Annotated in this window: 14 protein-coding genes and 1 pseudogene; 12 read left to right on the top strand and 3 right to left on the bottom strand. The window is 41.1% G+C overall.

Annotated features, from left to right (window positions below; genetic code table 11):
* Positions 1–56 precede the first annotated feature (56 nt).
* The 12 genes and pseudogenes from parE (at position 57) to ABID56_RS01710 (ending at position 14,968) form a co-directional block, all read left to right on the top strand.
* Positions 57–2,009 (top strand): DNA topoisomerase IV subunit B, encoded by a 1,953-nt coding sequence (gene parE, locus ABID56_RS01655; RefSeq protein WP_354218746.1) that lies wholly within the window; start codon positions 57–59, stop codon positions 2,007–2,009.
* A gap of 11 nt (positions 2,010–2,020) precedes the next feature.
* Complete coding sequence (gene parC, locus ABID56_RS01660; RefSeq protein WP_354218747.1) at positions 2,021–4,471, top strand: DNA topoisomerase IV subunit A; 2,451 nt, start codon at positions 2,021–2,023, stop codon at positions 4,469–4,471.
* A gap of 96 nt (positions 4,472–4,567) precedes the next feature.
* Positions 4,568–5,173, top strand: coding sequence for a TetR/AcrR family transcriptional regulator (locus ABID56_RS01665; protein WP_354218749.1), 606 nt, complete (start codon positions 4,568–4,570; stop codon positions 5,171–5,173).
* A 75-nt stretch (positions 5,174–5,248) separates the two neighbouring features.
* Positions 5,249–6,391: an acyl-CoA dehydrogenase gene (locus tag ABID56_RS01670; RefSeq protein ID WP_354218750.1), complete on the top strand. Its 1,143-nt coding sequence runs from the start codon at positions 5,249–5,251 to the stop codon at positions 6,389–6,391.
* A 22-nt stretch (positions 6,392–6,413) separates the two neighbouring features.
* On the top strand, positions 6,414–8,051 hold the full coding sequence (locus ABID56_RS01675) for an AMP-binding protein (RefSeq protein ID WP_354218752.1): 1,638 nt from the start codon (positions 6,414–6,416) through the stop codon (positions 8,049–8,051).
* 15 nt (positions 8,052–8,066) lie between these two features.
* Complete coding sequence (locus ABID56_RS01680; protein ID WP_354218753.1) at positions 8,067–8,378, top strand: AMP-binding enzyme; 312 nt, start codon at positions 8,067–8,069, stop codon at positions 8,376–8,378.
* 15 nt (positions 8,379–8,393) lie between these two features.
* Positions 8,394–9,737, top strand: coding sequence for an acetyl-CoA carboxylase biotin carboxylase subunit (locus ABID56_RS01685; protein ID WP_354218754.1), 1,344 nt, complete (start codon positions 8,394–8,396; stop codon positions 9,735–9,737).
* A gap of 12 nt (positions 9,738–9,749) precedes the next feature.
* On the top strand, positions 9,750–9,962 hold the full coding sequence (locus ABID56_RS01690) for an acetyl-CoA carboxylase biotin carboxyl carrier protein subunit (protein WP_354218755.1): 213 nt from the start codon (positions 9,750–9,752) through the stop codon (positions 9,960–9,962).
* 23 nt (positions 9,963–9,985) lie between these two features.
* Positions 9,986–10,888, top strand: coding sequence for a hydroxymethylglutaryl-CoA lyase (locus tag ABID56_RS01695; RefSeq protein ID WP_354218756.1), 903 nt, complete (start codon positions 9,986–9,988; stop codon positions 10,886–10,888).
* A gap of 5 nt (positions 10,889–10,893) precedes the next feature.
* The gene (locus ABID56_RS01700; RefSeq protein ID WP_354218757.1) at positions 10,894–11,673 is read left to right on the top strand and encodes an enoyl-CoA hydratase-related protein; all 780 of its coding nucleotides are present in this window, start codon (positions 10,894–10,896) and stop codon (positions 11,671–11,673) included.
* A 19-nt stretch (positions 11,674–11,692) separates the two neighbouring features.
* Positions 11,693–13,222, top strand: a complete 1,530-nt coding sequence (locus ABID56_RS01705; RefSeq protein WP_354218758.1) for an acyl-CoA carboxylase subunit beta — start codon at positions 11,693–11,695, stop codon at positions 13,220–13,222.
* Between the two features lie 97 nt (positions 13,223–13,319).
* A pseudogene (locus tag ABID56_RS01710) lies at positions 13,320–14,968 on the top strand (FAD-binding dehydrogenase).
* A 79-nt stretch (positions 14,969–15,047) separates the two neighbouring features.
* Here ABID56_RS01710 and ABID56_RS01715 read toward each other — a convergent pair.
* From ABID56_RS01715 to ABID56_RS01725, 3 genes are all read right to left on the bottom strand, one after another.
* Complete coding sequence (locus tag ABID56_RS01715; RefSeq protein ID WP_354218760.1) at positions 15,048–16,991, bottom strand: AMP-binding protein; 1,944 nt, start codon at positions 16,989–16,991, stop codon at positions 15,048–15,050.
* Between the two features lie 586 nt (positions 16,992–17,577).
* The gene (locus ABID56_RS01720) at positions 17,578–18,144 is read right to left on the bottom strand and encodes an NADPH-dependent FMN reductase (RefSeq protein ID WP_354218762.1); all 567 of its coding nucleotides are present in this window, start codon (positions 18,142–18,144) and stop codon (positions 17,578–17,580) included.
* Between the two features lie 16 nt (positions 18,145–18,160).
* Positions 18,161–19,216, bottom strand: coding sequence for an LLM class flavin-dependent oxidoreductase (locus ABID56_RS01725; RefSeq protein ID WP_354218764.1), 1,056 nt, complete (start codon positions 19,214–19,216; stop codon positions 18,161–18,163).
* Positions 19,217–19,231: the final 15 nt, after the last annotated feature.

A 19,231-nucleotide genomic window follows, 5' to 3' on the forward strand; every position in this document is an offset into this window, starting at 1 on the left:
TAACGAATATAACAAGACAGATACATGTTTATAGATTAGAAAGGGGTCAATCATTCGTGACGCAATCATTCGAACAATACAACGACGATTCAATTCAAGTACTCGAAGGCTTAGATGCTGTTCGAAAACGTCCCGGTATGTATATCGGTAGTACAGATCATCGCGGATTGCACCATCTCGTCTTCGAGATAGTCGATAACGCGGTTGATGAGGCATTAGCAGGACATGGTCAAACGATTCGAGTAACGATACATAAAGATAATTCCATCTCGGTCACTGACGAAGGTCGGGGGATGCCGACAGGAATGCATAAAATGGGACGCCCAACACCTGAAATCATTTTTACGGTCTTACACGCAGGCGGTAAATTTGGTCAAGGCGGATATAAGACGAGTGGTGGTCTACACGGTGTTGGGGCATCTGTTGTTAACGCATTGTCAGAATGGATGAAAGTGACGATCTGTCGTGACGGTAAACGGCATGAGATTGTATTTTCCAACGGCGGCAAGGTCGAAAAACCGTTAGCGGAAGTCGGAAACACGCGCAAATCAGGTACGACGATTCATTTCAAGCCGGATGAATCAATGTTTTCGACGACACAATATCAATTTGACACATTATCTGAGCGTTTACGCGAATCGGCCTTTTTATTAAAAGGTATTCAGCTCGTCCTAAAAGATGAACGTGATGATATAGAAGAAGCTTACGTCTATCCAGAAGGCCTACAGTCATTCGTTCACTATTTGAACGAGGAAAAAGACGCGTTACATGACGTAGTCTCGTTTGAAGGCGTGATGAAAGATATAGAAGTCGATTTTGCGATGCAGTTTAATGACGGGTATTCAGAGAATATTTTGTCGTTTGTTAACAATGTCCGTACAAAAGACGGCGGTACGCATGAATCAGGTGCTAAAACGGCCTTAACACGTGCGTTTAATGATTACGCTAGAAAAATGCAGTTGCTTAAAGAAAAAGATAAAAATTTAGACGGAAATGATATTCGCGAAGGGTTAACGGCGATTATTTCCGTTAGAATCCCAGAACAATTATTACAATTTGAGGGACAGACGAAAAGTAAACTCGGAACGCCAGAAGCGAGGAGTGCTGTTGATAGTATTATTGCGGAAAAATTAGCTTACTTTTTAGAAGAAAACCCGAACACGTCTAAAATGTTAATTAAAAAAGCGATTAAAGCACGCGATGCTCGTGAAGCGGCTCGCAAGGCACGTGAAGAAGCACGGAACGGGAAAAAACGTAAACGTCGCGATTCTATTTTAAGTGGTAAGCTAACACCTGCTCAGTCTAAAAACGCTGAAAAGAACGAACTTTTCTTAGTTGAGGGTGACTCAGCAGGTGGATCAGCTAAACAGGGACGTGACCGTCGTTTTCAAGCGATACTGCCACTTCGAGGGAAAGTCGTAAACACGGAAAAAGCGAAAATCGATGACATATTTAAAAACGAAGAAATTGCGACGATCATCCACACGATAAACGCAGGTGTTGGACCTGATTTTAATATTGATGATTCACAATACGACAAGATTATAATTATGACAGACGCCGACACGGATGGCGCGCACATTCAAGTGTTGTTGTTAACGTTTTTCTACCGCTATATGAAACCGTTAATTGAACAAGGTAAAGTGTATATTGCGCTGCCACCATTGTTTAAAGTGTCCAAAGGTAAAGGCAAGCAATATAAAGAAGCTTACGCCTGGGATGACGACGAAATGCAGCAATTGCTTAAAGAATATAAAAACGGTTATACAGTTCAACGTTATAAAGGTTTAGGTGAAATGGATGCTGCTCAATTGTGGGAGACAACAATGAATCCAGAATCACGGACATTAATTCGAGTCACAATTGATGATGTAGCACGTGCTGAGCGTCGAGTCGCGACGTTAATGGGAGATAAAGTGGAACCTAGACGTAAATGGATTGAATCAAACGTCGCATTTGGTATGGAAGAAGACGATACGATTTTAGATAATGACCGATTGCTTAATTAGGAGTGAAGAAGTTGGCTGAAGAAGCGAAGTATTTAGATTTACCACTAGAAGAAGTCATCGGTGACCGTTTTGGTCGCTATAGTAAATATATTATTCAAGACCGGGCCCTCCCTGATGTAAGAGATGGGTTAAAACCGGTGCAACGACGTATTTTATATGCGATGCACCAAGAGAAAAACACACACGATAAACCGTATCGTAAATCAGCAAAAACAGTCGGTACCGTGATTGGTAATTACCACCCACACGGGGATTCATCTGTTTACGAAGCCCTTGTTAGAATGAGTCAATCATGGAAAGTTAAAAAAGAATTAGTTGAGATGCACGGGAACAACGGAAGTGTTGACGGTGATCCTCCTGCGGCGATGCGTTACACTGAAGCAAGATTATCAGGAATCGCTTCAGAATTGATGCAGGATATCGACAAAGAAACAGTCGATTTTATCCCTAATTTTGATGATACAGATTATGAACCCATTGTTTTTCCGGCGAAATATCCTAACCTTCTAGTTAACGGTTCAACAGGTATTTCTTCGGGTTATGCAACAGATATACCGCCGCACAATCTAGCTGAAGTCATTGATGCTGTGATTTATAAAATCGAACGCCCTGAGGCCACCATTGATCAATTAATGAAGAAGGTACCAGGACCTGACTTCCCGACAGGTGGTATTATTCAAGGTAAAGATGGCATTCGCAAAGCGTACGAAACAGGTAAAGGTAAAATTGTTGTCCGTGGTCGCACAGACATCGAATCATTAAAAGGTGGACGCGAACAAATCGTCATCACGGAGTTGCCGTTTGACGTTAATAAAGCATCACTCGTTAAAAAAATGGACGAACTTAGGTTAGAACGAAAAATCGAAGGTATCACAGAAGTTCGTGATGAAACCGACCGAACAGGTTTGCGCATTGTTATTGAACTCAAGAAAGACATCGACAGTCAAAGCGTTCTTAATTATTTATTTAAAAACACTGACCTACAAGTGTCGTTTAATTTTAATATGGTGGCGATTTCTGATAAAACGCCGACAGTTATGACGCTACCAAGTATTATTGATGCTTATATTGAACACCAACGTGATGTCATTAAACGTCAGTCGCAATTCGACCTTCGTAAAGCACAAGACCGAGCCCATATTGTCGAGGGACTTATTTATGCTGTTTCAATTTTAGATGACGTGATTGCAACCATTCGCGGAGCTAACGATAAAAAAGATGCTAAGATTAAATTACAAGAACAATACGACTTTACTGAGAAACAAGCTGAAGCGATCGTCATGTTACAGCTATATCGTTTAACGAATACAGACGTAACCCAATTAGAAGAAGAAGCTGAGCAATTGCGCGAACGAATTGCTTATTTACAGTCTATTTTGGCGGACGAAACAAAGTTGTTAAATGTGATCAAAGATGATCTAAAACGGGTCAAGAAGACGTATAAAGCGGCGCGCCAAACAGATATTGAAGATGAAGTAGAAGATTTGCAAATCAATTTAGAAGTCATGGTGCCGTCTGAAGATATTGTTGTGTCATTGACTCAAGAAGGCTACATTAAGCGGACGAGTTTGAGATCATTTGGTGCATCACAAGTGGACGATTTACAAAAGAAAGACGAAGATTATTTAACCCATTTATTTGAACTGAATACGACGGATACTCTTTTGCTATTCACGAATAAAGGCCATTATTTATACATGCCAGTTCATGAACTGCCTGATATAAAATGGAAAGAGATGGGGCAACACATCGCCAACTTAATACCGATCGATTCGAGTGAGCGAGTTATTAAAGCGATACCAGTACGCGAATTTGATGACAATCACTATATCTTAACAGTGACGCGACAAGGCATGATTAAAAAATCTTCCTTAAAAGATTTTCAAGTGAGACGCCATCACCGCCCAATCGTTGGTATGAAGTTAAAAGGTGACGATGAAGTGATAAATGCACACCTAACGAATGGCCATAAAGAAATATTCGTTACATCACAATCTGGCTATGGGCTGTGGTATCACGAATCTGATGTTAATCCAGTCGGTGTCAAAACAGCGGGTGTCAAAGCGATGAATTTAAAAGATGGCGAATGGATTGTGAATGCTGATGTTTTCGATGAATTAACGAACCCTTATGTATTTGTCACCACACAGCGAGGTGCATGTAAACGGATGGCGATGAACCAATTCGAACAAGGTAGCCGAGCGCAGCGCGGACTCGTCATGTTAAAAGAACTTAAACAAAAACCGCATCGAATTGTTGGATTTCATATCATTGAAGATGATGAATCGGTTGTCATCGAAACCGAAAACGATGATACGCATACAGTCTTACCGATAGAATTCAAAGAACAAACGAGACAAAACAACGGCTCATTCGTCGTCGACACAGACCATCAAGGCGAAGTCACTAACACCTACATCCAACCACAATACACGAAATGGTTTCATGAACATGATGAATAAATGATCGTTATGGTAGTCCTTCAAAGGGCTACCATAAAATTTACCTTTGATATTTTTCTAAATTGTGATAAAATATTGACAAAAGGTAGGGAGATTATGTCACATTTAAAAGAAAAGATTATACAATCATCACTCGTATTATTCTCAGAAAAAGGATTTCACGGTGTTTCGGTTAAAGACATCGTAGAATATTGCGAGACATCTAAGGGTGGTTTCTATCACCACTTTAAGTCAAAAGACGAATTGCTTTTTGTCATACACGACCTATTTATATCGTATGTATTAAACGAAGCAAATCGTGCGAAGTTACAACACGACCGCCCGATGGATCAATTACACGCCATTTTATATTCCTTTGTCCGTGTATTTGACCTATACCAAGAACACATTATTGTATTTTATCAAGAAAACATGTACTTGAAACCTGAATATGAACAGCGCATTAAAGAAAAACGTGATCAATTCAAACAAGTTATTGTTCACATTATTCACGAAGGACAACAGTGCGGAGAGTTTCGTCAATCGTTACCTACGACCATTACAGGGATGTCTATCTTAGGCATGGTGAACTGGACATACATGTGGTACCAACGACATGGCGATATGTCAATTGATGATATTGCAACCGTTTACATCGATATCTTATTCCGAGGCGTTTTATCTGATCACGCATTAACCGAGTTTTTAAATATGAATCGTTAAGAAAGGCTTATCTTTTAAGCTTTTTATTTATAACAAAAACAGACCAACTAGTCGGTCTGATGAGGGGGAACTTGTATGGATTTTACGTTAACCGAAGAACAGGAAATGACGAGAAAGATGGTGCGCGATTTCGCTGAATCTAAAATTCAACCACGTGCCATCGATATTGATGTGAATGCTGAATTTCCTGAAGATCTTTTCAAAGAAATGGGTGAGCTCGGTTTACTCGGTATTCCTTATCCCGAGGAATACGGAGGTTCAGGCGGCGATACGATCACATACGCTCTGTCAGTTGAGGAGATCGGACGTGTATGTGGTAGTACAGGTCTCAGTTATGCAGCATCTGTGTCATTAGGTTCGTCACCGATTTATCAATTCGGGACTGAAGAGCAGAAGCAAAAATTCTTAGTTCCACTTGCGAAAGGAGAAGCGCTCGGATCCTTCGGGCTAACAGAACCGAACGCTGGTTCAGATGCAGGTGGAACGAAGACGACAGCAAAAGCTGATGGTGACGATTTCATTATTAATGGTGAAAAATGTTATATAACGAATGCTTCGTACGCTAAACAAATAATTGTAACCGCTGTCACAGGCAAAGACGACCGTGGTAAAAATATTATTTCAGCGATTGTTGTCCCGACGGATAGCGAAGGATTAACGATTACTGACAATTACGACAAAATGGGGGTACGTGGATCTAATACGGCTGAAATTGTGTTAGAAGATGTCCGCGTTCCACAAGAGAATCTTTTAGGCGATCCTGAAAAAGGTTTCAAACAGTTTTTACAAACATTAGATGGTGGACGCATTTCAATCGGTGCTTTAGGTCTCGGTATTGCCCAAGCATCATTAGACCGGGCACTAGCTTATGCGAAAGAACGTCAACAATTTGGTGAACCAATTTCATCATTTCAAGCGATACAATTTAAACTAGCAGATATGGCAACAGAAATCGAACTAGCCCGGAATATGGTACTAAAAGCAGCCTGGTTAAAAGACCAAGGTAAGCCATTTTCAAAGGAAGCTGCGATGGCCAAATTAACCGCAACGGAAACAGCATTTAGAGCAGCTAACCAAGCGATTCAAATCCACGGTGGTTATGGTTACATGCGTGAATACGAAGTGGAACGTTATTTACGCGATGCGAAACTGCTTGAAATTGGAGAAGGTACTTCAGAAATCCAACGTTTAGTCATTGCGCGTCAATTAGGTTGCTAATAAATTTAAGGGAGGATGTCCTATGTCGCTTACAACTTTAACAATCGGTCAATTAATTGAACAGCAGGCGAACAACTTCCCAGATTATGAAGCTGCCGTTTATCCTGAAAAAGAAATTCGGTGGTCGTATAAACAATTTAATGAAGAGGTCGATCGCGTAGCTAAAGGATTTATGGCTCTTGGCATTGAGAAAGGTGACCATGTTGCGATTTGGTCTGATAACAAACCAGAATGGCTCGCATCGCAATTCGCTACAGGTAAAATGGGCGCTGTTTTAGTCACCGTTAATACAAGTTACCAAGCGCAAGAGTTAGACTATTTATTAAAGCAGTCCGAATCGTCAACACTCATTCTAGCCGAATCATTTAAAGGTACATCTTATATTGATATTGTGAAAGAATTGATTCCAGATTTAGCCGAACAAGAGAAAGGGAATATTCAATCAGGTCGGTTCCCACATTTAAAGAATATTATCGTTCTAAGTGACGAGCGTTATGCTGGCTGCTATACATGGGATGATGTGGTCGAAGCAAGTCACCAGGTTTCTGACGACGCTTTGACGAAACAATTAGCATCATTGGATGCAAACGATGTTATTAATATGCAGTACACATCAGGGACAACTGGTTTTCCAAAAGGTGTGATGCTGTCACATTACAATATTGTCAATAATGGAAAGCAAATCGCGGAAAGCATGAACTTATCTGAACAAGATAGATTATGTATCCCCGTACCGTTTTTCCATTGCTTTGGTTGTGTATTAGGCACTCTTGCTGCTGTATCCAAAGCGGCAACCATGGTCGTTGTGGAACAGTTCGAACCGGAAAAAGTGTTACAAGCTGTTTCGGACGAAAACTGCACAGCCCTTCACGGTGTGCCGACGATGTTTATTGCGGAACTCAACCACCCGAATTTCAATGATTATGATTTGTCTCATTTACGCACAGGTATCATGGCCGGTTCAAACTGTCCGATTGATGTCATGAATGACGTTATGGAGAAAATGGGAGCTTCCGAAATTACGATCACTTACGGACAAACTGAATCGTCACCAGCGATTACTCAAACGACTACAGATGATCCGATTGAAAGAAAAGTGAGTACGGTAGGAAAACCTCATCCAAATGTCGAAGTAAAAATAGTAGAGCCTGGTACGAATCGCGAAGTAGGACCAAATGAACCTGGTGAGTTGTGTACGAGAGGCTATCACGTGATGCAAGGTTATTATAATAATGAAGAAGAAACGCGTAACACGATCGATCCAGATGGCTGGTTACACACCGGAGACATTGCTGAAATCGATGAAGAAGGTTACGTGAAAATAACCGGTCGTATTAAAGATATGGTGATCCGTGGTGGAGAAAATATTTATCCGCGTGAAATTGAAGAATTTTTAATTCAACACGACGACGTCCTTGATGTTCAAGTAGTCGGTGTTCCTGATGCCAAATACGGAGAAGAATTGATAGCATGGACAATTGTTAAAGACGATTCAACGTTAACTGAAGAAGAATTGAAAAATTACTGCCGGGGTCACATCGCTTATCATAAAGTGCCACGCTACATTCAATTTACAGACGAATATCCAATGACAGCGAGTGGTAAGGTTCAAAAGTTCAAACTTCGAAAACAGGCTGAGAATTTATTAGCAAACGAATAAAGTGAAGGTGATGACATGCAACACGAACAAATTCCTGAAACTTACCAGTTAGAACAGTTTATTGCAACACATGACCAAGTAGAAGATGCGAAAGTGGTCGTCGTTCCTGACGCAGACCATGGCGAATTAATGATTGCTTGGGTCATTCCAAATGACGAACTGATCACAGAACAGTCAGTCAAAGCGTTTTGTGACCAATCTGATGAGCATACCAAACCCGATCATGTCTTATTTACAGATGAATTCCCAACAACACCAAGCGGAAAGATACAAAAAATTCGCTTGAAAGAAGTAGCTCAAGAACAACTTGGTTTATCTTTTGACTAATAGGGAGTGATTATCATGTTTAACAAAATCTTAATAGCTAATCGTGGCGAAATTGCCTTAAGAATTATTAAAACATGCCAAAAGTTAGGTGTTAAATCGGTAGCTGTTTATTCTGAAGCCGATGCTGATGCGCCGTTTGTTAGCGAAGCTGATGAAGCCTATTTGCTTGGTGGACCTAAAGTTAATGAAAGCTATCTGAATATTGATAGAATTGTAGAGGTTGCTCAAGAGGCAAACGTGGAAGCCATTCATCCAGGCTATGGATTATTAAGTGAAAATACAGATTTCGCCAAACGAATTGAAGATGTTGGTATCACATTTATCGGGCCATCATCAGAAGCGATTAACCAAATGGGGAGTAAACTAACGGCACGACGAACAATGGAGCAAGCAGGTGTCCCAATTATACCTGGCACGAATGATCCCATTGCGACAGTCGAAGAAGCGCAATCATTTGCTGAGAACATCGGTTATCCGGTGATGGTTAAAGCAGCCCATGGCGGTGGCGGAATCGGTATGCAGATTGTTTACGATGAAGCCGAATTAGCGAAAGCGTTTGAAAGTAACGCACGTCGGGCCGAACAATTCTTTGGCAATGGCACGATGTTTATCGAAAAAGTGATTGAAGATGCTCACCATGTTGAAATTCAAGTGCTAGCTGACAAACACGGGCATACGATTCATTTAAATGATCGTGAATGTTCAATTCAACGACGCCATCAAAAAGTGATTGAAGAAGCGCCTTCTCCATTAATTAGCCAATCGACGCGGGATGAAATGGGGCAAGCAGCTATCCGGGCAGCAGAAGCGATTCATTACGTTAATGCTGGGACAATCGAGTTTTTAGTCGATGAAGATGAAAACTTTTATTTTCTCGAAATGAATACGAGATTACAAGTTGAACACCCGATTACTGAACTTGTAACAGGCGTGGATTTAGTGGAACAACAGTTAAATATCGCTTATGGTCACGAATTATCGATTAAACAATCAGATGTATCGCTAAAAGGCCATGCTATTGAAGCTCGTATTTACGCTGAAGACCCTAAAACATTTTTCCCTTCCCCAGGGCAATTAACAGCATTCGAACCACCTGAGGGTGAAGGCATTCGTAATGATGTTGGGGTTCATAGTAGTTATCAAGTGACGCCTTATTATGATCCAATGTTAGCGAAATTAGTCGTATATGACGAGACACGTGATGAAGCAATAGCAAAGTTAGATCAGGCCTTAACGCAGTATAAAGTAGAAGGGATTAAAACAAACATTCCATTCTTAATGGATGTTGCAAGAGCTAAAGCGTTCCAACAAGGAGATACGCGCACATCCTTTATCAATGAATTTATGGTTAAACAATAGGAGGTTTTCATAATGGCAGAAGTAAAAGCAAGCATGGCAGGAAACGTATGGAAATTAATGGTGTCAGAAGGGGACTCTGTTGATGCGAGTCAAGATGTCGTCATTTTAGAGTCGATGAAAATGGAGATTCCGATCGCTGCTGAAGTGAGCGGTACAGTGAAAGAATTGAAAGTGAAAGAAGAAGATTTCGTTAACGAAGGCGACGTTATTGCTGTTGTAGAATAATGACACCATAAAGGGGTTCGATTATGAACAATTTACCACAAGATGTCGTAATTAAAGAAGTAGGTCCACGTGACGGGTTACAAAACGAAAAAACATTAATTGATCTCGACTACAAAATCGACATGATTAATCAATTGTCCAATAGTGGTTTGTCATACATTGAAATCACGTCTTTTGTTCATCCGAAGTGGATTCCACAACTACAAGATGCCGTTGACGTTGCAAAAAAAATTGATCGTCGAGATGATGTCACTTATGCAGCGCTCGTGCCGAATATGAAAGGGTTAGAGCGTGCGTTAGAAGCTGATATCGATGAAGTATCGATTTTTATGTCAGCGAGTGAATCGCACAACCAAAACAATATTAATAAATCGATTGCAGACACTTATCCTGTATTGCAAGAAGTCGTCGATGAAGCGAAAGCGAGTGGTAAGTCTGTTCGTGGTTATATCTCTACGGTATTTGGTTGCCCATATGAAGGTGATGTCAGCGTCGATCAAGTGATGTCTGTTTGTGATCGGTTATTTTCAATGGGAATTGATGAACTGTCGATTGGTGACACAATTGGTGTTGCCAATCCTGTACAAGTTCATAACGTGTTATCGACGATGAAAGAGCGTTTTGACGAAAACCATCTCGCGCTTCATTTTCATGACACGCGCGGCATGGCATTAGCGAATACATTAGCCGCGCTGCAATTAGGATTTAAAACGTTTGATGGATCATTAGGTGGTTTAGGTGGTTGCCCTTATGCAAAGGGTGCTTCTGGAAACGTGGCTACGGATGATCTCGTTCATATGTTATCTAAAATGGGAGTTAACACAGGCGTTCAACTTGACGAGTTGTTAAAAGCGGGACAAACAATTGAATCGTTTTTAGACAAACCATTACCGAGTAAACAGATGGAATTAGCAAGAAGGATGTGAAAATCATGAGTACAGTCACTTGGGAAAAACAAAATGAGCACGTAGCAGTCTTAACATTAAATCGCCCAGAAGCAGCTAACGCATTTTCTAAACAATTAATAGCTGATTTCCATAAAGCGTTAAATGATATTGAGGAAGACGAGTCGATTCGTGCACTCATTATCACTGGAGAAGGTGATAAAGCTTTTTGCGCAGGTGCTGACCTAAAAGAAAGGCGATCGATGACGCAAGATGAAGTCGTCAAGACAGTACAATCGATTGGCGATTTAGTAAGTCGTGTCGGACATCTAAAGGTCCCAACGATTGCAGCTATTAATGGTGCAGCATTTGGCGGTGGATTAGAACTTACTTTAGCATGCGACATTCGCATAGCGAGTGATCACGCTAAAATGGGTCTAACCGAAACATCACTAGCTATAATTCCAGGCGCTGGTGGTACGCAGCGGTTAGCGAAATTAATCGGTTTAGCTAAGGCGAAATATTATATTTTAACGGCAAAGCGTATGACGAGTGACGAAGCAAAACACATCGGCTTGATTGAAGATCATGTCAGTAATGATGAACTATTAAATGAAGCAGTCGAACTAGCCAACTCCATAGCTTCTAACGGTCCAATAGGTGTTCAAGCTGCGAAACAAGCCATTGACGCAGGTTGTGAGCAAGATTTAGCGACTGGCTTACAAATCGAACGTCATCATTATATGAAAACGATTCCAACAGAGGATCGTTTAGAAGCGCTAGAAGCGTTCGGAGAGAAGCGAAAACCGCAATTTAAAGGGAAATAACGAGAGGGGATGATCCAGCATGGCTTTTGAAGAACAACATCAGGCAATTCGCGATCGTGTTGAAAAAGGCGGCGCGGAAAAATATCACGAAAAAAACGCAGAGAAAGGAAAAATGTTCGTCCGCGATCGACTCAACATGCTGTTAGACGATGATTTGAACGTAGAAGATGCATTTTTCGCCAACTGTGTCGATGAATCACTGCCTGCAGACGGTGTCGTCACGGGATTAGGTAAGTTAAACGGTGAAACAGTGGCTGTCATGGCAAATGACTCGACTGTCAAAGCCGGTTCATGGGGCGCACGAACAGTTGAAAAAATCATTCGCATTCAAGAAACAGCAATGAAGTTAGAAGTCCCGATGCTTTATTTAGTTGACTCAGCAGGCGCACGCATTACCGATCAAATCGAGATGTTCCCGAATCGTCGTGGAGCAGGGCGTATATTCCACAATCAAGTGAAGATGTCAGGTCGCGTACCACAAGTGTGCTTACTATTTGGTCCTTCAGCCGCAGGTGGTGCATACATACCAGCATTTTGCGATATCGTCGTTATGGTTGATGGTAATGCATCGATGTATTTAGGGTCACCGCGTATGGCAGAAAAAGTAATCGGCGAAAAGGTGTCACTTGAAGAAATGGGCGGGGCTAATATGCACTGCTCAGTATCAGGTGTTGGTGACGTGTTAGTGAAAAGCGAACAAGAAGCGATTGAATACGTGCAAAAGTATTTAACGTATTTCCCGCAAAACTTCAGAACCAAACCCGATGCCGAAGATCCGCTTGACCCAGCACAATATGAGAAGACGATTAGTGATTTAATTCCTGAAAATCAGAATGCTCCATTTGATATGTACGAGTTAATCAATCGTTTGATTGATAATGATAGTTTTTGTGAAATTAAACGTGAATTTGCTAAAGAATTGATTACAGGTTTGGCTCGGATTGATGGTAAATCAGTTGGTATTGTCGCCAACCAACCGAGACAAAAGGGTGGCGTATTATTCCACGATTCTGCGGATAAAGCCGCTAAATTCATCCAATTATGTGATGCATTTAATATCCCGCTCATTTTCTTAGCCGATATTCCTGGCTTCATGATAGGAACAAAAGTTGAGCGCGCTGGCATTATTCGTCACGGGGCTAAAATGATTTCTGCGATGAGTGAGGTGACGGTACCGAAGATTTGCGTCGTCGTCCGCAAAGCCTATGGTGCGGGACTATATGCGATGGCGGGACCAGCATTTGACCCAGATGTCACCATTGCGCTACCAACAGCGCAAATCGCTGTCATGGGGCCAGAAGCTGCGGTTAACGCCGTTTATGCGAATAAAATAGCGGAATTACCGGAAGAAGAGCGACCAGCCTTCATTAAAGAGAAACATGAAGAGTATAAGGAAAACATCGATATTTACCGTTTAGCTTCTGAAATGATCGTGGATGACATTGTTGAACCGAATCATTTACGAGGCGCACTAAAGCAGCGTCTAGATGTTTATCAGTCGAAAAACGTACAATTTACAGAACGTAAACACGGTGTTTATCCTGTTTAAAATTATAAGACAGCATAGCTTAGACCGAAAAGGTTAAGCTATGCTTTTTATTTATAGTAACAATATTATTATTATGTAAACCTATAGAGGTGCTTATATGGCTTATGATGCAATCGTTATTGGAGCAGGATTGGCAGGGCTTGTATCGACAGTCGAAATCGCGAAAAGCGGTAAATCGGTTTTGTTATTAGATCAAGAGCCCGAAGCATCTTTCGGCGGCCAAGCATGGTGGTCATTTGGAGGTCTTTTTCTCATCGATTCTCCAGAGCAACGGAAAATGGGAATTAACGATTCATACGAACTCGCAAGACAAGATTGGTTCGGTTCTGCCGCATTTGATGATCACAACAATGATTATTGGGGGGGGAACAATGGGCTGAAGCTTACCTTCATTTTGCAGCTCATGACAAACGCGAATGGTTAAAGAGTTTAGGGGTTAAGTTCTTTCCTGTCGTTGGTTGGGCATAACGTGGCGGCTATTTAGCTGATGGACACGGTAATTCTGTTCCCCGTTTTCATATTGTTTGGGGAACTGGACCAGGCATATTAGATCCTTTTGAACAACTCGTTTCAGACTATATTCAACAAGGGTTCGTGACTTATAAACCGTGCCATCAAGTCAGTACACTAATAGAAAACGAAGATAGCATTGAAGGTGTTAAAGGGAACATGTTAGTTGATGATGAAAGTGAGCGAGGTGAAAAAAGTAGTCGGGAAGTAGAGGGGACGTTTCATTATGAAGCTGAGCATATCGTCATAGCGACAGGCGGCATTGGAGCAAACTTTGAACTCATTCGAAAAAATTGGCCAACACGATTAGGGGAACCACCGAAGCATATGATTTCTGGTGTACCCGATCACGTCGATGGCCAGATGATTCAAACTGCTGAAGAAAGTGGCGCAAACGTCGTCAATAAAGATCAGATGTGGCACTATACTGAAGGAATCAAAAATTACAGTCCAGTCTGGTCCGACCACGGGATTTGGATATTACCTGGTCCATCATCACTGTGGCTCGATGCAAAAGGAAACCGATTGCTACCACCGAACTTCCCGGGGTTTGATACGCTCGGAACGTTAGAAACCATTATGAAGACAGGGTATGATTACTCGTGGTTTATTTTAACGCAGAGTATTATCGAAAAAGAGTTCGCCCTATCTGGATCAGAACAAAATCCTGATTTAACCGGAAAAAGTATCAAACAAGTGTTAAAAAGAGTGTTGCCTGGTGCTCCTAAGCGAGTCGAAGCGTTTAAAAAACAAGGTGAGGATTTCGTTGTCGCAGATAACCTGTCTGAGTTAATCCGAGGTATGAATGACTTAAGTAGAGGACCAATATTAGACGAGGAACATATTCGTTCACAGATAGAAGCACGCGACCGTGAGTTGGATAATAAATTTACGAAAGACTTACAAATTACGGCTTTACGCGGTTCACGTTTTTACAAGGGCGATCAACTTATTCGAACAGCAAAACCTCACAAACTACTTGAAGCCAAACAGGGACCTTTAATTGCAGTCCGGTTAAATATCTTAAGTCGTAAAACACTAGGTGGTTTGCAAACAAATTTATCAGGGCAAGTATTAAATCAAGAAGGTAAGCCAATAAAAGGATTATATGCGGCAGGAGAAGCATCAGGGTTTGGAGGCGGTGGCATCCATGGGTATCGTGCGCTTGAAGGGACATTTTTAGGTGGCTGTTTATTTACGGGGTGTGTTGTAGGTCAAATGATTGCAAATAGTTAATTATAAATTTATTATGTAAACTTATTTTATAAACGTAGGAGCTTGGTAGGTAAGTGAACCTCCAAGCTCCCGTTTTGTCTTAACCATTTTTACCGATCTGTCTAATCTCATCTACAACGTGAGGATTTTCTAGGGCTGATAAGTCACCTGCATCTTCATTTAAATAAGCGGCTTTAATTGCACGCCGCATGACTTTAGCATTTCGCGTCTTCGGCAAGTCACTGATGATATGGCACGTTCTAGGGGCAATCGCTTTGCCTAGTCGTTCGATAGCATGGTTGATGAGTTCCTGTTTCAAACCATCAACATCATCATGTTCGGCTTTCGTAACGACAAAAGCTACCGGTTTTTCACCTTTAACGTCATCAGGAATACCGATTACACCAGCTTCGACAACATCGTCATGTTCCACAAAAATAGATTCGAGTTCCGCTGGGCCTAATCGTTTACCGGCGACGTTTAATGTATCATCCGAACGCCCTGTGATCGTATAAAAGCCTTCGTCATCATGGATAACCCAATCACCATGAACCCACGTATCTTTAAAACGATTCCAGTACGTGTTTTCGTATCGTTCATTCTCTTTATAAAAACCATTCGTCATGCCGACCCATGGCTGTTTGAGGACTAGTTCACCGACTTCGTTTTCGACACGCTCACCATCCGTATCATAGACATCAACATCCATACCTGGTAAGGCTGCATTGAAGCCAACTGGTGCAATAGGTTTTACGAGGACGTTGCCGAATATACCGCCTGAGATCTCTGTACCACCTGAATAATTATAAATCGGAATGCGACGACCACAGACTTTTTCGAAAAGCCACATCCAAGGCTCCTCATTCCACGGTTCACCTGTTGAACCGATCAATTTAAGCGACGATAAATCGTGTTTTGTGACGTAGGATTCGTCTAATGTCATCAGTGTGCGTATCAGTGTCGGCGCAATACCTAAATGAGTCACATGATGTCTTTCAACAATATCCCAAATCCGATCGGGCTCAGGGAATGTCGGCGTTCCTTCGAACATCAAGATCGTTGCACCGTTCAATAGCCCCCCGTAAACGAGGAAAGGACCCATCATCCAGCCCATATCCGTAAACCAAAATAGCGTATCGCCAGCGGAAACATCCATCGTGATACCAGCATCAAAAGCCGATTTAATCGGAAAGCCGTTATGTGTATGTAAAGCGCCTTTAGGTTTACCCGTCGTACCTGACGTGTAAATAATCATATATGGATCATGACCATTTGTTTTGACGGATTCGAATGATGCGTTTGTTGATTTCAAGTCGTTCCAACGTACATCTTTCTTATGATCCCATATCACATCATTTTGAGCATGTTCAACGACAAATACCTTTTCAACGGACGGTGCTTCTTGAACCGCTTGCTGCGCGTCATCTTTTAAATTAACGGTTTTGCCACCACGGTGAAAACCATCGACCGTGATTAAATATTTTGCTTCAGCTGCATTCATTCTCGTAGCGACAGCTTCTGATTTATAACCAGAAAAAGCAGGGGAGAAAATCGCACCAATTTTCGATATAGCAAGCATGGCGATCGTCGTCTCTGGAATCATCGGCATATAAATCGTGAAGATATCACCGCGTTTAGCACCTTGATCTAATAGACCATTAGCTACACGATTCACTTCTTCATCTAATTGTTTGAATGTAAAAATGCGCGTATCACCAGCATCGCTTTCCCATACAAGGGCGTTTTGATCTTGAAAGTTTGGGTCGTTAGCCCATTTTTCAACCGCATTATAAGCGACATTCATTTCACCGTTCACGAACCATTCTGGATACATCGCACCTTGAGAGAGATCAAGAGTTTGGTCGTAATCTTTAAACCACTCGATGCCAAGTTCTTGTTCAGCTTCATGCCAGAACGTGGCGATATCACTGACGGAATACTGATGAAACTCATCGTAATCATGAAATCCTAACCGTTCCATCATTTGATAGAGTCGTGTCTGTTTTAAATCGCTTTCATTTGGAAACCAAACAGCCTGTGTCATTATGTTCACTCCATTTCTACAATATTACTAATAGTTACAATCATTCTAAAATAATTATAACTTACATGTATTGATGTGAGAAGGTATGTAAGTAAAGCGGTTTCATAAATGGTTGGTGTCCATAATAGAAGTAAAACGAATAGTTCATTAAGAGGGGAGGAAGTCATATCATGACATTGTATTTTACAAAACAGGACTACATATTTAAGCGCGAACAGATTTTACAAGTTAATTAACAAATATTTTATAATAGGGTTATAGCATAGTGTTTATGATTTGCAGCGTTATTGGATTGATGACTATATTGATCGGTCCGAAGCAGACAATGACAAATGAATAAATTAAATAAGGTAAAAACGACCGTATAACGTTACGATATAACATGATATAAACGTATAGAGAACTCGAAAATAGCGGTAAAAAGCCGATTATGGCGGGAATCACCGTCATTTTAACTGGTCATATAACTTGGTATAATCAATGTTATGTAAACCTGAAGAAATTAAATTTAAGTCGATTCTGAACCTACATCGGTATTTATACAAACATCTGGCGCTGATTATTAGTTTCAGCGCCAGATAAATTATTAAAAATCGTATTGGTCCTCTTTCGCTTGTTTGATTTGTTGATACGTTTCCGTTAGGACCATTGTATCCTCAACTAAACGATCTAATCGTGCTAAAACATCATCGTTGATAATTTGTTTCTCATAAAAATCGCTTTCTTCAATAAACACATAAGTTTGGACAATTTGAGCTTTCATGTAACCTAATATCGATTTTAGTTGTTGTTCTAAAATCAAGTAATGTTTCGCTGATCCAGCTGTTGCAAGCATACTGACAACTTTATCGCGAAACGCATCAACTGGCAGCAAATCAAAAATATTTTTCAATGTTGCTGGTATTGACGCTTGGAAAATCGGTGTTCCAATGATGATTGCATCAGCTTGCATGATCGTTTCTGTCACGTATTTTGTATCACCACTATAGTCTAAATAGTTTCGACCATCACTAAATTGAATGTCATAATCAGCTAAATCTAATAGTGTAATGTAAACATCTGGATATTGCTTCTGTAATGATTCAACAGTTGAGTCAATCGCTGTGCGTGTTTTTGATCCGACAATCGAGCCGGATAAAGCAACAACATTCATCCTCTTCCCTCCTTCTCTACTCTTTCGTATATTTCTTAATCGCTGGTAATATTTCAGTTCCAATTAAATCAATATTACGTTTCAATTTATCAAACGGCATCCCACCGAAGTCCATTTGGGCAATATACCGTTGATGACCATACAATTCATGCTGATGTAAAATCTTTTCAATAATTTGCTGCGGGCTTCCGATATTCATAACGTTTTGCGGATCGACGCCTTGTGCGAAGTTTTGCTTCGGAAAGCCTTGACCATTCGTTTTCTTCATTCCTTCATTAATATGAGGGTATAAGTCTTTTAATGCTTGTTGTGACGTGTCAGCTGCATAGAAAAAGCCAGCTGTAGCAATCGGAAGTTGACTCGGGTCATGGCCGGCTTGCTTAGCTGCATCGCGGTACGCATCAACTGTTCGCTTAAACACGGCAGTCGGTCCACCTAAGTGAGCCATAAACATTGGTACGCCCGCATATCCTGCTTTAATTGCACTTGAAGGCGATCCTCCAACAGCCCGCCAAATAGGTAATGAACCGTTCTTAGGGCGCGGCAAAACACGGGCTTGATTAAGCGGTGCGCGGTGCTTACCTTGCCACGTCACTTCTTCTTGCTCATTAATCAAATTGAGTAACTCAAATTTCTCTTCGTATAATTCTTCATAATCGCGTAACGGATAACCTAACAGTTCAAAATTGCCGACACGTGAGGCACGACCGGCAACAATTTCAGCGCGTCCGTCACTAATTAAATCTATCGTTGCAAAATCTTCATACACACGGACAGGGTCCAATGTACTAATAATCGTTGAAGAACTTGCGATTTTAATAGTCTCCGTTGCCTGGGCAATCGCGCTTAATACAACGGAATGAGCTTGTGTTGCAAAATAATCTTGGTGACTTTCACCAACGCTAAAGAAATCTAATCCAGCTTGCTCAGCTAATTGTGATAATTCGATGATTTCATTTAATCTTTGTTGGGCAGAAATCCGTTCACCTGAATGTGGATCTGGCAAATGGTCACCTAATGTATACAGTCCAAATTCCATGCCTTGTTCTGGTTTTATACGATATTGTTCCATTATCTAAGACTTCCC

The sequence above is a fragment of the Alkalibacillus flavidus genome (assembly GCF_040545925.1).
GTDB lineage: Bacteria > Bacillota > Bacilli > Bacillales > Alkalibacillaceae > Alkalibacillus > Alkalibacillus flavidus.

Bases quoted from the DNA above. Each gene is read 5' to 3' on its own strand.
- ABID56_RS01690 (WP_354218755.1), top strand. From the start codon at position 9,750: ATGGCAGAAGTAAAAGCAAGCATGGCAGGAAACGTATGGAAATTAATG.
- ABID56_RS01725 (WP_354218764.1), bottom strand. From the start codon at position 19,216: ATGGAACAATATCGTATAAAACCAGAACAAGGCATGGAATTTGGACTG.
- ABID56_RS01685 (WP_354218754.1), top strand. From the start codon at position 8,394: ATGTTTAACAAAATCTTAATAGCTAATCGTGGCGAAATTGCCTTAAGA.
- ABID56_RS01715 (WP_354218760.1), bottom strand. From the start codon at position 16,991: ATGACACAGGCTGTTTGGTTTCCAAATGAAAGCGATTTAAAACAGACA.
- ABID56_RS01695 (WP_354218756.1), top strand. From the start codon at position 9,986: ATGAACAATTTACCACAAGATGTCGTAATTAAAGAAGTAGGTCCACGT.
- ABID56_RS01665 (WP_354218749.1), top strand. From the start codon at position 4,568: ATGTCACATTTAAAAGAAAAGATTATACAATCATCACTCGTATTATTC.
- ABID56_RS01680 (WP_354218753.1), top strand. From the start codon at position 8,067: ATGCAACACGAACAAATTCCTGAAACTTACCAGTTAGAACAGTTTATT.
- ABID56_RS01720 (WP_354218762.1), bottom strand. From the start codon at position 18,144: ATGAATGTTGTTGCTTTATCCGGCTCGATTGTCGGATCAAAAACACGC.
- ABID56_RS01675 (WP_354218752.1), top strand. From the start codon at position 6,414: ATGTCGCTTACAACTTTAACAATCGGTCAATTAATTGAACAGCAGGCG.
- ABID56_RS01670 (WP_354218750.1), top strand. From the start codon at position 5,249: ATGGATTTTACGTTAACCGAAGAACAGGAAATGACGAGAAAGATGGTG.
- ABID56_RS01705 (WP_354218758.1), top strand. From the start codon at position 11,693: ATGGCTTTTGAAGAACAACATCAGGCAATTCGCGATCGTGTTGAAAAA.
- ABID56_RS01700 (WP_354218757.1), top strand. From the start codon at position 10,894: ATGAGTACAGTCACTTGGGAAAAACAAAATGAGCACGTAGCAGTCTTA.